Here is a 13958-nt window from a genome sequence, read left to right as displayed (position 1 = left end):
CGTTCTTGATTGGAGCGGCGCGCGCGTGGCGCGCCTGCCGTCACGCGAGCACGAGTCGCAGGCCGACCGCGACGAGCGTCGAGGCGAGCAGGTTGCGCAGCAGGCGCTCGGGCGCGCGCGTCGACAGCACGCTGCCGATCACGATGCCGGGCAGCGAGCCGATCAACAGCGACAGCAGCATCGACCAGTCGACCGAGCCGAGCAGCCAGTGGCCCATGCCGGCGATGAGGGTGAGCGGGACCGCGTGCGCGATGTCGGAGCCGACGATGCGGGTCGTCGCGAGCGCCGGGTACAGCAGCAGGAGCACGGTCACGCCGATCGCGCCGGCGCCCACCGACGTCATCGACACCAGCACGCCGAGCACGGCGCCCGTCAGCACGGTCGACCACAGCGTGCGCGCCGGGCTCGGCGCGAGCGGGTTGCGCGCGGCGAGCGCCGTGAGCTGCGGGCGGAAGATCAGCGCGAGCGACGTGAGCAGCAGCGCGCCGCCGAGCACGAGCTGGATCAGCCGCGCGGCGGCGGGCGTGTGCATCCCGTACGTGTGCAGGATCCACAGCGTGACCGCCGACGCCGGGACGCTGCCCGCGGCGAGCCGGCCCGTGATGCGCCAGTCGACCGAGCCCTTGAGGCCGTGGACCAGCGTGCCGGTCGCCTTGGTCGCGGCCGCGTACAGCAGGTCGGTGCCGACCGCGGTCGCCGGGTGGACGCCGAACAGCAGCACGAGGATCGGCGTCATCAGCGAACCGCCGCCGACGCCCGTCAGGCCGACGAGGATGCCGACGAACAGGCCGGACAGGGAGTACAGCAGATCGATATGAGGGAGCGACATCGGCAGCAGGCGATTGGGTGGCGTTCGGCGGCGACGCGCGGCGGCGGCGCGCGCCGGCGGCGCGCGCGTCAAAGTCCGACATTGTCGCAAAACTGGCGGGGCGGTGTACGACTGCGTTAAAAATCGGCCGCCCGGCCGCCTGCGGCTGATGCCCCGGATCAGTGCATCGCGCTGCCGACCCCGCTTCCTGCCAGGGCCTGCCGCCGGATGCGCAGCGCGAGGCCGATCAGCGCGGCCGCGGCCGCGAACACCGCGCCGAACGCGAACGCGACGTGATAGCCACCGTTCAGCGCGTCGAGCGGCGCGGCCTGGCTTGCGGCGAGCGCATCGGTGCGCGCGGCCGCGAGGCTCGCGAGCACGGCGAGCCCGAGCGCGCCGCCCATCATGAACGCGGTGTTGACGATGCCGGACGCGAGGCCCGAATCCGCGGGGTCGACATCGCCCATCGCGGCGAGCAGCACCGGATTGAACGCGACGCCCGCGCCGACGCCGAGCAGCGCCATGCCGGGCAGCACGTGCCACACGAAGCCGCCGTCGACCGGCGCGCGCGCGAACAGTGCGAGGCCGCACGCGGCGAGCAGCAGGCCGGCGGCGATCGGGCCGCGAATCCCGAAGCGCATCACGATCCGCGCCGACAGCCCGAGCGAGAACGCGGCCATGATCAGGTTGGCCGGCAGGAACGCGAGGCCGACCTGGAGCGGTTGGTAGCCGAGCACGCGCTGCATGTAGAGCGCGGACAGGAAGAACCACGCGAACATCGCGGCCGCCCACAGCACGCCGATCACGTTCGCGAGCGCGACGTTGCGCTTGGCGAACAGGGTGAGCGGCATCAGCGGGTGCGCGACGCGCGCCTCGATCGCGACGAACAGCGCGAGCAGCGCGGCGGCCGCGCCGACGAGCGCGACGGTCTGCGTCGACAGCCAGCCGGCCTCGTTGCCGTTGACGATCCCGTAGACGGCGAGCATCAGCGACGCGGTCACGGTGACGGCCCCCGCGACGTCGAGCCGCGCGCTGGCGGCCGGCGCGCGCGTGCGCGGCAGCAGCGCGGTGCACAGCGCGTAGACGGCGATGCCGATCGGCAGGTTGACGAGGAAGATCCAGTGCCACGACAGCGCGCTCGTCAGCAGCCCGCCGAGCAGCACGCCGATGCTGCCGCCGCCCGCGCAGACGAAGCCGTAGACGCCCATCGCGCGCGCCCGCTCGCCGGTCTCGGTGAACAGGTTCATGATCAGCGACAGCGACACCGCCGACACGATCGCGCCGCCGAACCCCTGCACCGCGCGCGCGGCGATCAGCATCGCCTGCGACTGCGCGACGCCGCAGGCGAGCGACGCGAGCGTGAACACCGTGAGGCCGGCGAGGAACATGCGCCGGTGTCCGTACAGGTCGCCGAGCCGGCCGCCGAGCAGCAGGCAGCCGCCGAAGGTCAGCATGTATGCGTTGACGACCCAGACGAGCGCCGTCTCGCTGAAGTGCAGGTCGGCGCTGATCGACGGAAGGGCGACGTTCACGATCGTGTTGTCCAGCACGATCATCAGCACGCCGAGGCAGAGGACGATCAGCGTGTACCAGCGCTTCTCGCCGTGGATGCCGTGGGTCATGGGGAGGCGGCCTTTTTTAGTTATTTGAAAGGCAACATTCTAGACGCCGCACGGCGCGGCTTCCTGCCGGTTTCTGGCAGCAGTGAAGCGGACCGTTACGCCGTTACGCGCGCTGCGGCAGCGCGCAGCCGTCGGGGCCGCATGCGGCCGCGTCGTCGCCGCCGATCGCGACGATGCCGTCCTGCCACGCCTGCTCGAGCGCCTGCGCGAACACGTCGGCCGGCTGCGCGCCGGACACCGCGTAGCGCCCGCCGAACACGAACAGCGGCACGCCGCGGCCGCCGATCTGCTCGGCCCGCGCGACGTCGGCGTCGACTTCGTTCCGGTACGCGTCGCTGCGCAGCACCGCTTCGACCGCCGCGCGCTCGAGCCCCGCGTCCACCGCGAGATCGGCCAGCGCGCCGTGATCGAACAGCACGCCGTGCTCGCTGAAGTACGCGCGATACAGCCGCTCGGTCAGCGCATGCGCGCGGCCGGTGGTTTCTGCGAGCTTCACGAGCCGGTGGCCATCGAGCGTGTCGCCGACGAGCGTGCCGGGCAGGTCGTAGCGCAGCCCGACGCTTGCGGCCGCGTCGGTCACCTGCCGCAGCATCTGGTCGACCTGCGCGGGCGCCAGCCGATACTTGCCGGCGAGCATCGCCTCGACCGGCTCGACCGGCTGGCCGGGGAACAGCCGGTACGCGCGCAGCGCGACGTCGACGCGGTCCGCGTGCGCGAACGCGGCGAGCGCCTCGTCGAAACGGCGCTTGCCGATCCAGCACCACGGGCAGATCAGGTCGGACCAGATTTCGACGGTCAGCGTCGGGCGAAGCGCGGGGGAGGAGGCGGTCGGCATGGGATGGCGGTTCGGGAAAAAGTGTAACCGCCACTATATCACTTTTTGCCTCGACGCCTATGCGTCGCCCTGCGTGTCCTTCAGATGCTTGAGATGCTTGTAGACCGTCGCGCGTCCCATCCCGAGCACGTTCGCGACGTAGTTCGCCGCGCTCTTGCCGCGGAACGCGCCTTCCGCGTAGAGCGCCTCGACGAGCTCGCGCCGATGCTCGCGCGTGAGTCCGTTCAGGCCGATCTGCCGCTCGCGCAGCCAGCCGTGCAGGAACGTGTTGATGCGCTCCTGCCAGTCGTCGCGGAACAGCTCGTCCGGCTGCGCGACGACACCCGCGCCCTTGATGAACAGGTCGAGCGTCGCCCGCACGTCGTCGAACACCGCGATGTTGAAGTTGATGCACATCATCCCGGCCGGATGCCCTTCGTCGTCGAACAGGATGTTGCTGACGCAGCGCATCCGCCGGCCGTCCCAGTTGAGCTTCTCGTACGGGCCGATCACGCGCTCGCGCGCCGAGTGGTCGATTTCCTCGAGCGCGGAGTCGTCGCCGACCTCGCGCTTCGACAGGTTGTTCGCGAGGTACAGCACGGTCTGGTCGCGCAGGTCGTGAATCACGACTTCCGCGTAAGGGAAGAACAGCGTCGCGATGCCGTCGGCAAGCGGCGCGTAGCGGGACAGCAGCAGGTCTTTGACGGGAGATTTCTTCTTGCGCATCGGGATCGCACTCTCGGGTGAGCGGGGGCGCGGGCGGCGCGTTCGCGCGCGCTGGCACCGGCGCCGCGGCGGTTGCGCCATTGTATCTAGCCTGCGCAGACGGGCGGCTCATCCGCGCGGCTGTTCGCGCGAGAGCGGCCGGTGGCTCGCCGAGATGATGACCGGCGCGCCGACGATATCGACCCGCATTCGTATCGGCCTGTGGGCTTCGGTTGACTGCGGCCGGGCACGATGTGACGGCCGCTGTGCGAGCGGTTTTCACAGTTTTTCATTCGACTATACGTAGTGGCGAAAACTATGTCGATCGCAATGGTCTGCGTAATTGATCGGAAAGAAATCACCGATAAGAAAATAATAAATCCCGACGATTTTTAAATGCATTTCATCGAAATGAAATGCAAAAGGGATGGGCGGTCCATACGGGTATCGAAGGCGTGGCGACGAATGGCTGCAATGTGCGCGAATGTACCGGAACACGTTACCTGCGGCCTCGAAAACGTTACGTTACATCCGCAGTCCTCGATGCTCTTTCGTCTGACGAGTCGATGGAAATGCGCCGTCCTTTTCCCTATAGATCCATATAAATCCGTTATTGCGTCGCAATAAATAGCCGAGTCGAACCGTTTTATTAGGGTGGCATGCTTCGTGCAATCCGTCCCCATGCTTTATCAACGTAGTGCCAACCGAGATGGGGTAAACAAAGATGGGACAAAACATTAATTTGACGGGTGTGGCGCTGTCGGTCGCGACGGTGTTCGGGGTGCTGGCTTCCGGTTCGGCGATGGCGGCGGCGCTCGATGCGCTGCCGATTCCGCAAGTGATCGTGAATCCGCCGACGAACAACGTGTCGGTCGGGCTGGCCGCGACCGGCACGTCGCCGCTGGGCTCGGTGACCGTGACGACGGGCGGGGCCGGCGCGCTTCAGACGTCGCTCGGCAATCCGGCGCAGGCGTTGTCGGGGGTGGTGAATGGGTTGCCGGGCGCGCTGGGGGGCAGCGGCGGCACGGTGACGCCGCTCGCGCCGGTGCAGGGCGTGGTGAATCAGGTGACGGGCGCGTTGGGGAGTGTCGGGGGCGGCGCGAATCCGTTGGCGGCGGTGCAGGGCGCGGTCGGTCAAGTGACGGGTGCATTGGGTAACGTTGGCAGCGGTAACCCGGCCGGCGCATTGACCGGAGCACTCGGCACGGTGACCGGCGCATTGGGCAACGCTGGTGGCGGTAACCCGGCCGGCGCATTGACCGGCGCACTCGGCAACGTCGGCGGCGCGAATCCCCTTGCCCCTGTCCAGAACGTCATCGATCAGGTCACCGGCACGCTCGGCAGCGGCAATCCGGCCGGCGCGCTGGGCAACGGCGTCAACACGATCACGGGTGCGCTGGGCAACCTGGGTGGCGCCTCGAACCCGCTCGCGCCGGTGCAGGGCGCCGTCACGCAGGTGGCGGGCACGCTCGGCAACGGCAATCCGGCCGAAGCGCTGACGAATGCGGTGAACTCGGTGACCGGCGCGCTCGGCAACCTCGGCAGCACGAGCCCGCTGGCGCCGGTGCAGGGCGTCGTCAATCAGGTCGTCGGCTCGTTGTCCGGCGCTGGCGGCAGCAACCCGATCGCGCCGATCACGAACCTCGTCAACGGCTTGCAGAACGCGCTGCCGACCGGCGGCAACGCCGCGGGCGCGCTGACCGGCGCACTCGGTACGGTCACCGGCGCCTTGGGCAATCTCGGCAGCACGAACCCGCTGGCACCGGTGCAGGGCGTCGTCAATCAGGTCGTCGGCACGCTGTCCGGCGCTGGCGGCAGCAACCCGATCGCGCCGATCACGAACCTCGTCAACGGCTTGCAGAACGCGCTGCCGACCGGCGGCAACGCCGCGGGCGCGCTGACCGGCGCACTCGGTACGGTCACCGGCGCCTTGGGTAACCTCGGCAGCACGAGCCCGCTGGCGCCGGTGCAAGGCGTCGTGAACCAGGTCGTCGGCACGCTCGGCGGCAGCAACCCGGCCGGTGCGCTGACCAACGCACTCGGCACGGTCACCGGCGCCTTGGGCAACCTCGGCGGCACGAACCCGTTGGCGCCGGTGCAGGGCGTCGTGAATCAGGTCGTCGGCACGCTCGCGGGCGCTGGCGGCGGCAACCCGATCGCGCCGATCACGAACCTCGTCGGCGGTCTGACCGGCGGCAACAACCCGGCCGGCGCGCTGACCGGCGCACTCGGCTCGGTGACGGGCGCGCTCGCGAACGGCCCGGCGGCACTCGGGCAGGCCGCGGGTGCGTTGACCGGTGCGGCCGGTTCTGCCGCCGCGGCCGGCGGCGGCTTGCTCGGCTCAGGCGCCAGCGCCGGGGGCAGCACGGCAGGCGCGGTCGGCTCGCTGGTGTCGACCACGGGCAATGCGACGGCGACGGTCGTCAACGCGGCCGGCACGACGGTGGGCACCGCGCTGGGCTCCACGCCGGGCCTGTCGGTCACGCCGCACTCGGGCAACGGTTCGGCGAACAACCCGCTCGCGCCGGTGTCGACGCTCCTCCAGGCAGTAACGGCCGCCTTGCCGAGGTAACCACCGCACAGCGCGCGGCGGCGGCGCATCGCTCGCCGCGCGCAATGCGTCACACGACGCGGCATGACTTCAACGTCATGCCGCGTTTTCTTTTGCATCGCGCCCGTTTCTCATCTCACCAATAGCCGATGCGCGCCCGCTGCAGTGGAGCGGCCGCGCGGAATAACCACCCACGCTCATTCGTTTACATACCGAGTCGCAGCGCACACGCACGGCGGGATAATGGTCGGCACCATGCCGAGCGTCCCGTCGGGCCGCACCGTGCCGCGATGCCACGCAAAGGAGAACGGCAATGAAGACGATGATGGTTGCGCTCGCGCTGACCGCCGCGATTGCACGCCCGGCCGCCGCGGAGCTGCCGCAGGTCAGCGGCGGGAAGCTGGTCGACGAAGACCGGATGACGCTGTACGCGTTCGATCACGACGCGCCGGGCAAGAGCACGTGCACGGGCGCCTGCGTGGCGAACTGGCCGCCCGCGCTCGCCGACGGCTACGACCACGCAGCAGGCCCGCTCACCCTCGTCGCGCGCGACGACGGCAGCAAGCAATGGGCATATCGCGGCCGTCCGCTGTACCGGTGGAAGATGGACGGCAAGCCGGGCGAAGCGGGCGGCGACGGGATGGGCGGCATGTGGCACGTTGCGCGTCCCTGAGCGAGCGACGGCCTGACGGCGCGCGACGCGCGATGCGCGAGGCGTCCGGATGAGCTACGAATCGGACTTGCTGGTGTGGCTGCCGCGCCTGACGCGGTACGCGCGTGCGCTGACGGGCGACCCGGCCTGGGCCGACGATCTCGTGCAGGACACGCTCGAACGCGCGCTGAACAAGCCGCCGCGCGTCGACGGCAACCTGCGCGCATGGCTGCTGACGCTGCTGCGTCACCGTTTCATCGACCAGCTGCGCGCGCGGCGCGAGATCGCGGTGGATGACGCGACCGCGCCCTGGCAGACGATGGCCGCGCCCGCGGGCGAGATCAGCGGGCTGTTGCTGCGCGACGTGCAGCGCGCGCTGTACCGGCTGCCCGTCGAGCAGCGCGAGGTGCTGCTGCTGGTGGCGCTCGAGGAGCTGAGCTACCAGGAGGCCGCGCAGGTGCTGGCGGTGCCGGTGGGCACCGTGATGTCGCGGCTGGCGCGGGCGCGCGAGCACATGCGCGCGCTGCTGTCCGGCGAGCCGCCGACGCACGGCACGGCCGCACTACGGGTGATCGGGAAGACATGATGGACGACGAACCGCGCACACCTTCGCACGATGCGGACGAAACCGCATCGGCCCAGCTGCTGTCGGCATTGCTCGATGGCGAACTGTCCGGGCCGGAGCGCCGCGAGGTGCTCGAGCGGCTGCGGTCCGATCCGCAGTCGGCCGACCGGTTCGCGCATTACCGCGCGCAGCGCGCCGCGCTGCAGGCGCTGTTCCCGCTGCCCGGCGCCGCGCCGGTGCTGTTCGTGCAGCGCCGCGCGTCGCGCCGGCACGCGGCCGCGTACGCATTCGCCGGGCTTGCGGCCGGGCTGCTGCTCGGCCTCGCGCTGCATGCCGGCTGGACGGCGTTCGGCGCAGCTCCCGCGTTTGCCGCGCGCGCGGACATCGCGTACGCGGTGTACGCGCTCGACCGCGACCATCCGGTCGAAGTCGGCGCGCACGATGCCGGCGATGCGGCGCGCCTGACCGGCTGGCTGTCCGCGCGGCTCGGGCGGCCGGTGCGCGCGCCGTCGCTCGCCGAATATGGCTACACGCTGATCGGCGGGCGGCTGCTGCCGGGCGACGCCGGCCCGGCCGCGCAGCTGATGTATCAGCGTGCCGACGGCGCACGCGTGACGCTTTACATGACCGCGTACGACGCGCGGCGTCTCGCGCCGCGCGCGCTGTCGTCGCAAGGTCGCCATACGTATTTCTGGTCGGATCGCGGCATCGGTTACGCGCTGTCCGGCGATGGCGACGAACGCCGGCTGCGCGAGATCGCGATGGAAGCGTGCGGCGCGCTCGGCGGCTCGACCGACGCGTGGAAGGGATGACCGCCCACCGTGCGGCGGCATGGAGCAGACGATGAATCCGAAGATCCTGAAGCTGTTGACGGCTGGCGCGCTCGCGGCAGGCACCGCGCTTGCTCGCGCTGATGCAACGGTGCCGACGCGCGTGCCGGTCGATGCCGACGGCGTGCAGCGGGTCGCGATCGTCGGCGGCAGCTACTTCTTCCGCCCGGCGCTGGTGATCGTGCGCGCCGACGTACCGGTCGAGCTGACCGTATCGGCCGAGCCGGGCGTCGTGCCGCACAGTTTCGAAATAGACGCGCCGCAGGCCGGCATCGCGGTGCGCACCGAGTTGTCGACCACGCCGAGGACCTTCCGCTTCACGCCGACGCAGGCGGGCCGCTTCGCCTACTATTGCACGCATCGGCTGCTGTTCTTCAAGAGCCACCGCGACCGCGGCATGGAGGGCGTGCTGGAGGTCGAGGGGGCGCCGTGATCGCCGCGCTGCTGGCCGCGAGCCTGATAGGAGCAAGCATGACAGCCGATCCCGTAACCGTCGCGCACGCCCATTTCGAGCAGGTTCACTCGTATCGGGCGACGATCCGCTCGTCGGCGCGCAGCGGCGAGCATGCCGAAATCCATTACGCGTACCTCAAACCCGGTTTCGTCCGGATGGACTTCGTGTCGCCGCATCACGGCGCCGTGCTCGCATACGATCCGGGCGACGGCAAGGTGCGGGTGCGGCCGTTCGGCGCGCATCTGCCGCCGGCGCTGTCGCTGGCGCCGACCAATCCGCTCGTGCGCGACCCGAGCGGCCACCGGGTCGACCAGTCCGATGTCGGCGAGCTGCTGCGCAACGTGCGCGCGCTGCAGGAAGGCGGCGTGACCGTGCTGCAGGGCGAGGAGCCGGTCGGCGGCCGGACCGCGCTGCGCGTCACCGTCACCGGCGCGCCCGCGCATGCGGTGGCGGGCGTGCATCGCTACCAGCTGTGGCTCGACGCCGAGGACGGCTTTCCGCTGAAGGTGGTCAGCTTCGCGGATGGCGACGACCGGCCGCTCGAGACCGTCACGCTCGACGACGTCGAGATCGACGTCGCGTTTCCCGCCCGCTTTTTCGCGCCCTGATTCCGCTTCGTGCCGGAGGCGGCATGGCTGAGTACCGGTTCTCGACGACGTGGCGGGTGGACGCGCCGTTGGCGGCGGTCTGGAACGCGATCTACCAGGCCGACATGTGGCCGGACTGGTGGAAGGGGGCGGAGCGGACCGTCGAGGTCGAGTGCGGCGACCCGCACGGCGTCGGCGCGCTGCACCGGTACACATGGAAGGGCGCGCTGCCGTACCGGCTGAGCTTCGACATGCGCGTGCTGCGCGTCGAGCCGATGCGCGTGCTCGAAGGCCGCGCGAGCGGCGCGGTCGAGGGCGACGGCCGCTGGTCGTTCGCCGGCGATGCCGAACGCACGGTCGTTCGCTACGACTGGCACATCCGCACGCACGTGCGCTGGATGAACTGGCTCGCGCCGCTGGCCCGTCCGCTGTTCAAATGGAATCACGACGTCGTGATGCGCGAAGGCGCGCGCGGGCTCGCGCAGCGGCTCGGCACCACCGTCGAGACCGACGGCCGGACGTTCCGGCCGGTCGCCGGCTGTCCGGATATGTAACGGCGCCGCACCGGTCGCCCGGTCGCCGCCCGGCGTGCCGGCTGGATTCTCGGCGCCGTGCGATGTTCGCGGAACTTGCTGCCGGCCACGTGTCAAATTGGTGCAACGATCGGGAAATCCCGTAGGGCAGCGGCGCTTCGATGCCTCGAAGCGACACCTATCTCCTTGTTTTGAAACGATTTGGTGCCTTCTTCGACCGCAATTCCACCGCTTTCGTGCCGCTGAAAAATCCTCCTGCTCCCCTTCTTGAATTTGTCAAAACCCGTCCATATAATTAGCACTCGCTGCACGAGAGTGCTAACAATTTTCTGCCGGGCGTCCCGCCGGGCAGATTCCCAAGCGTTCTTCAATCTCAGTCAAGAGAGGAGTGAATATGAACCTTCGTCCTTTGCACGATCGCGTGATCGTCAAGCGCCTCGATCAGGAAACCAAGACCGCCTCGGGCATCGTGATCCCCGACGCCGCCGCTGAGAAGCCGGATCAAGGCGAAGTCCTGGCCATCGGCCCGGGCAAGCGCGACGACAAGGGCGCGCCGATCGCGCTCGACGTGAAGGTCGGCGATCGCGTCCTGTTCGGCAAGTACGCTGGCCAGACCGTCAAGGTCGACGGCCAGGAACTGCTGGTGATGCGCGAAGAAGACATCATGGCCGTGGTCAACGCCAAGTAAGCGTCCACCAACGGTACATATTCCCAAGAATCCAAGGAGTTAGAAGATGGCAGCTAAAGACGTCGTATTCGGCGATTCCGCCCGCTCGAAGATGGTCGAAGGCGTGAACATTCTCGCCAACGCAGTGAAGGTCACGCTGGGTCCGAAGGGCCGCAACGTCGTGCTCGAGCGCAGCTTCGGCGGCCCGACGGTCACCAAGGACGGTGTGTCGGTCGCGAAGGAAATCGAGCTGAAGGACAAGCTCCAGAACATGGGCGCGCAAATGGTCAAGGAAGTCGCTTCCAAGACCAGCGACAACGCAGGCGACGGCACGACGACGGCGACCGTCCTCGCGCAATCGATCGTCCGCGAAGGCATGAAGTACGTCGCATCGGGCATGAACCCGATGGACCTGAAGCGCGGCATCGACAAGGCCGTCGCAGCGGCAGTCGAAGAGCTGAAGAAGATCAGCAAGCCGTGCACGACGAACAAGGAAATCGCGCAGGTCGGCTCGATCTCGGCGAACAGCGATTCGTCGATCGGCGATCGCATCGCTGAAGCGATGGACAAGGTCGGCAAGGAAGGCGTGATCACCGTCGAAGACGGCAAGTCGCTGGCCGACGAGCTGGACGTCGTCGAAGGCATGCAATTCGACCGCGGCTACCTGTCGCCGTACTTCATCAACAACCCGGACAAGCAAGTCGCCGTCCTCGAGAACCCGTTCGTGCTGCTGCACGACAAGAAGGTCTCGAACATCCGCGATCTGCTGCCGGTGCTCGAGCAAGTCGCGAAGGCAGGCCGTCCGCTGCTGATCATCGCCGAAGACGTCGAAGGCGAAGCGCTCGCAACGCTGGTCGTCAACAACATCCGCGGCATCCTGAAGACCGTTGCGGTCAAGGCGCCGGGCTTCGGCGACCGCCGCAAGGCGATGCTGGAAGACATCGCGATCCTGACCGGCGGTCAGGTCATCGCGGAAGAAACCGGCCTCACGCTCGAGAAGGCAACGCTGGCAGAACTGGGCCAGGCGAAGCGCATCGAAGTGGGCAAGGAAAACACGACGATCATCGACGGCGCAGGCGAAGCCGCGAACATCGAAGCGCGCGTGAAGCAGATCCGCACGCAGATCGAAGAAGCGACGTCGGACTACGACCGTGAGAAGCTGCAAGAGCGCGTGGCGAAGCTGGCCGGCGGTGTTGCGGTGATCAAGGTCGGCGCTGCGACCGAAGTCGAAATGAAGGAAAAGAAGGCACGCGTCGAAGACGCGCTGCACGCAACCCGCGCTGCCGTTGAAGAAGGCATCGTCCCGGGCGGCGGCGTCGCGCTGATCCGCGCACGCACCGCGATCGCAGGCCTGACCGGCGTGAACGCCGACCAGAACGCCGGCATCAAGATCGTGCTGCGCGCGATGGAAGAGCCGCTGCGCCAGATCGTCACGAACGGCGGCGAAGAAGCGAGCGTCGTGGTCGCAGCGGTTGCCGCAGGCAAGGGCAACTACGGCTACAACGCAGCGACGGGCGAGTACGTCGACATGGTCGAAGCCGGCGTCGTCGACCCGACCAAGGTCACGCGCACCGCACTGCAGAACGCAGCGTCGGTTGCTGGCCTGCTGCTGACGACGGACGCAGCCGTCGCAGAACTGCCGAAGGAAGAAGCGCCGATGCCGGGCGGCATGCCGGGCGGCATGGGCGGCATGGGCATGGACATGTAATCGACTTCGGTCGATGGTGTCCGGAACGCGCGGCGACGCGCGTTCCAGCCAAAAAAAGACCCGCAGCGATGCGGGTCTTTTTTTGTTTGCGTCAGGCCTTCGCGCCTTCGCATCTTCGCGGCAGCGGGCTGCCGCGAAAGCGTCCGTCAATGCCGATGCGACGTCCTCGGCACCGGCTCGACCTTCGTCGCGCGCGGCGTGTCGGTTTCCTCGTTGCTGCGCGCCCAGAAGAACCGGTCCGGCAGATACGCGCCCATGCCCGGCCGGAACGCGTCGCGCACGGCCTGGTACAGGTATTCCTGCGCCTCGCGCACCGCTTCGGGCGGTTCCTGCCCGTTCGCGAGCAGCGCCGCGATCGCCGCGCCGAGCGTATCGGTGAGGCCCATCAGCCGGTGCGGCGTGCGGTCCCACATGTCTTCGCGGATCTGGCCTTCCTCGCCGTACAGCGTATTGACGAGCCGGTGCGAGCCGGCTTCGGACGCGAGGATGTACTCGCAGCCCTGCGACAGCAGATGCGCCAGCGCGGCATCGAGATTCGGCGCTTCCGCGTCGCCGTCCGGCTGCGCGAGCGCGATCAGCGTCGCATGGTCGGCGACCAGCAGCGTCGTCTGCGGCGCAAGCAGGTCGGCAATCGATTCGCGCAGGTCGTCGGCGGCAAGCACGTGCTCGTCGTCGAGCGTGAAATCGGGCGCAAGCACGAGCGGCACGCCGTCATAGTCGGCGACGACCTCGGCGATCGCGCTCACGACTTCCGCGCGCGTGGTCGCGCCGATCTTGAACGCGGCGACCGGCATGTCCTCGAGCAGCATGCGCGCCTGCGCGGCGACGACGTCGGGATCGAGGCCCGTCACCTCGTCGCAGGCAGCCGAGTCGCGCACGGTGTAGCCCGTCAGGACGGACACGCCGTGACAGCCCATGCTCGCCAGGGTCATCAGATCGGCTTGGAGGCCGGAGCCGCCGGTGGGATCGGACAAGCCGAAGGTAAGGACGATCGGAGGGGCGTTGCTGGACATGGACAAATGGGGCAAAAAGAAACGGTCAAGCGGGGGCGGGCTGCACCAGCGTGGTGAGCCCTTCGCAGCCATTATGCGGCGGAAAACCGGCACGCAGAACGGATTTTTTAGCGCGACGCAACGAAGGCGTGCGCCTGGAGCGCGATCGCTAGGCAGTCCGGCCCCGACACGGTACCATCATGGCTCTCGAATTTACCGACCTTCCCTACGCGGCTTAAGATGGAATACAAGAGCTGGATGTGCCTGATTTGTGGCTGGATTTACGACGAAGAAGCCGGGCTGCCCGAAGAGGGCATCGCCCCGGGCACGCGCTGGGAAGACGTCCCGATCAACTGGACGTGTCCGGAATGCGGCGCGCGCAAGGAAGACTTCGAGATGGTCCAGATCTGACCGGACCGTCGCCCTCAGGACATTCCGCTCCGGCCTCGGTGCCGCCGGCGCTTTGGCGC

At 68.7% G+C, this 13958-nt stretch carries 15 protein-coding genes; 10 read left to right on the top strand and 5 right to left on the bottom strand.

Annotation, left to right across the window (positions count from 1 at the left end; genetic code table 11):
• Window positions 1-40: 40 nt before the first annotated feature.
• From WJ35_RS07825 to WJ35_RS07810, 4 genes are all read right to left on the bottom strand, one after another.
• On the bottom strand, window positions 41-829 hold the full coding sequence (locus WJ35_RS07825) for a sulfite exporter TauE/SafE family protein (RefSeq protein ID WP_029226429.1): 789 nt from the start codon (window positions 827-829) through the stop codon (window positions 41-43).
• Between the two features lie 158 nt (window positions 830-987).
• Window positions 988-2430 (bottom strand): DHA2 family efflux MFS transporter permease subunit, encoded by a 1443-nt coding sequence (locus tag WJ35_RS07820; protein WP_060234310.1) that lies wholly within the window; start codon window positions 2428-2430, stop codon window positions 988-990.
• A 103-nt stretch (window positions 2431-2533) separates the two neighbouring features.
• The gene (locus WJ35_RS07815) at window positions 2534-3265 is read right to left on the bottom strand and encodes a DsbA family oxidoreductase (RefSeq protein ID WP_060234309.1); all 732 of its coding nucleotides are present in this window, start codon (window positions 3263-3265) and stop codon (window positions 2534-2536) included.
• 57 nt (window positions 3266-3322) lie between these two features.
• Window positions 3323-3970, bottom strand: a complete 648-nt coding sequence (locus WJ35_RS07810; RefSeq protein WP_060234308.1) for a helix-turn-helix transcriptional regulator — start codon at window positions 3968-3970, stop codon at window positions 3323-3325.
• Window positions 3971-4673: 703 nt separating this feature from the next.
• On the opposite strand from WJ35_RS07810, the gene WJ35_RS07805 reads away from it, so the two are divergent.
• The 9 genes from WJ35_RS07805 to groL all read left to right on the top strand — a co-directional run bounded on the left by WJ35_RS07805 (window position 4674) and on the right by groL (window position 12496).
• Window positions 4674-6521: a beta strand repeat-containing protein gene (locus WJ35_RS07805; protein ID WP_060122186.1), complete on the top strand. Its 1848-nt coding sequence runs from the start codon at window positions 4674-4676 to the stop codon at window positions 6519-6521.
• 292 nt (window positions 6522-6813) lie between these two features.
• Window positions 6814-7173 carry a hypothetical protein gene (locus WJ35_RS07800; RefSeq protein ID WP_069239003.1) on the top strand — a complete coding sequence of 120 codons (360 nt, stop codon included), beginning with the start codon at window positions 6814-6816 and terminating at the stop codon, window positions 7171-7173.
• 49 nt (window positions 7174-7222) lie between these two features.
• A complete protein-coding gene (locus WJ35_RS07795) occupies window positions 7223-7738 on the top strand; it encodes a sigma-70 family RNA polymerase sigma factor (protein ID WP_069239002.1) in 516 nt (171 codons plus the stop codon).
• The gene (locus tag WJ35_RS07790) at window positions 7738-8529 is read left to right on the top strand and encodes an anti-sigma factor family protein (protein WP_069239001.1); all 792 of its coding nucleotides are present in this window, start codon (window positions 7738-7740) and stop codon (window positions 8527-8529) included. The genes WJ35_RS07795 and WJ35_RS07790 overlap by 1 nt, the downstream gene beginning before the upstream one ends.
• A gap of 31 nt (window positions 8530-8560) precedes the next feature.
• The gene (locus WJ35_RS07785; protein ID WP_069239416.1) at window positions 8561-8980 is read left to right on the top strand and encodes a quinol oxidase; all 420 of its coding nucleotides are present in this window, start codon (window positions 8561-8563) and stop codon (window positions 8978-8980) included.
• Window positions 8977-9609, top strand: a complete 633-nt coding sequence (locus WJ35_RS07780) for a DUF1571 domain-containing protein (RefSeq protein WP_069239000.1) — start codon at window positions 8977-8979, stop codon at window positions 9607-9609. Before WJ35_RS07785 ends, WJ35_RS07780 begins: the two co-directional genes overlap by 4 nt.
• Before the next feature lie 23 nt (window positions 9610-9632).
• A complete protein-coding gene (locus tag WJ35_RS07775; protein WP_069238999.1) occupies window positions 9633-10142 on the top strand; it encodes an SRPBCC family protein in 510 nt (169 codons plus the stop codon).
• A 373-nt stretch (window positions 10143-10515) separates the two neighbouring features.
• Complete coding sequence (groES, locus tag WJ35_RS07770; RefSeq protein WP_004186661.1) at window positions 10516-10809, top strand: co-chaperone GroES; 294 nt, start codon at window positions 10516-10518, stop codon at window positions 10807-10809.
• A 46-nt stretch (window positions 10810-10855) separates the two neighbouring features.
• Window positions 10856-12496: a chaperonin GroEL gene (gene groL / locus WJ35_RS07765; protein ID WP_069238998.1), complete on the top strand. Its 1641-nt coding sequence runs from the start codon at window positions 10856-10858 to the stop codon at window positions 12494-12496.
• Between the two features lie 146 nt (window positions 12497-12642).
• Here groL and WJ35_RS07760 read toward each other — a convergent pair whose 3' ends face one another.
• The gene (locus tag WJ35_RS07760) at window positions 12643-13509 is read right to left on the bottom strand and encodes a hydroxymethylpyrimidine/phosphomethylpyrimidine kinase (protein ID WP_069238997.1); all 867 of its coding nucleotides are present in this window, start codon (window positions 13507-13509) and stop codon (window positions 12643-12645) included.
• 219 nt (window positions 13510-13728) lie between these two features.
• On the opposite strand from WJ35_RS07760, the gene WJ35_RS07755 reads away from it, so the two are divergent.
• Window positions 13729-13899 (top strand): rubredoxin, encoded by a 171-nt coding sequence (locus WJ35_RS07755; RefSeq protein ID WP_004186709.1) that lies wholly within the window; start codon window positions 13729-13731, stop codon window positions 13897-13899.
• Window positions 13900-13958: the final 59 nt, after the last annotated feature.

The organism is Burkholderia ubonensis (assembly GCF_001718695.1).
GTDB lineage: Bacteria > Pseudomonadota > Gammaproteobacteria > Burkholderiales > Burkholderiaceae > Burkholderia > Burkholderia ubonensis_B.
The sequence above is the reverse complement of the archived record's forward strand: the minus strand, read 5'-3'. Positions and strand labels throughout refer to the sequence as shown.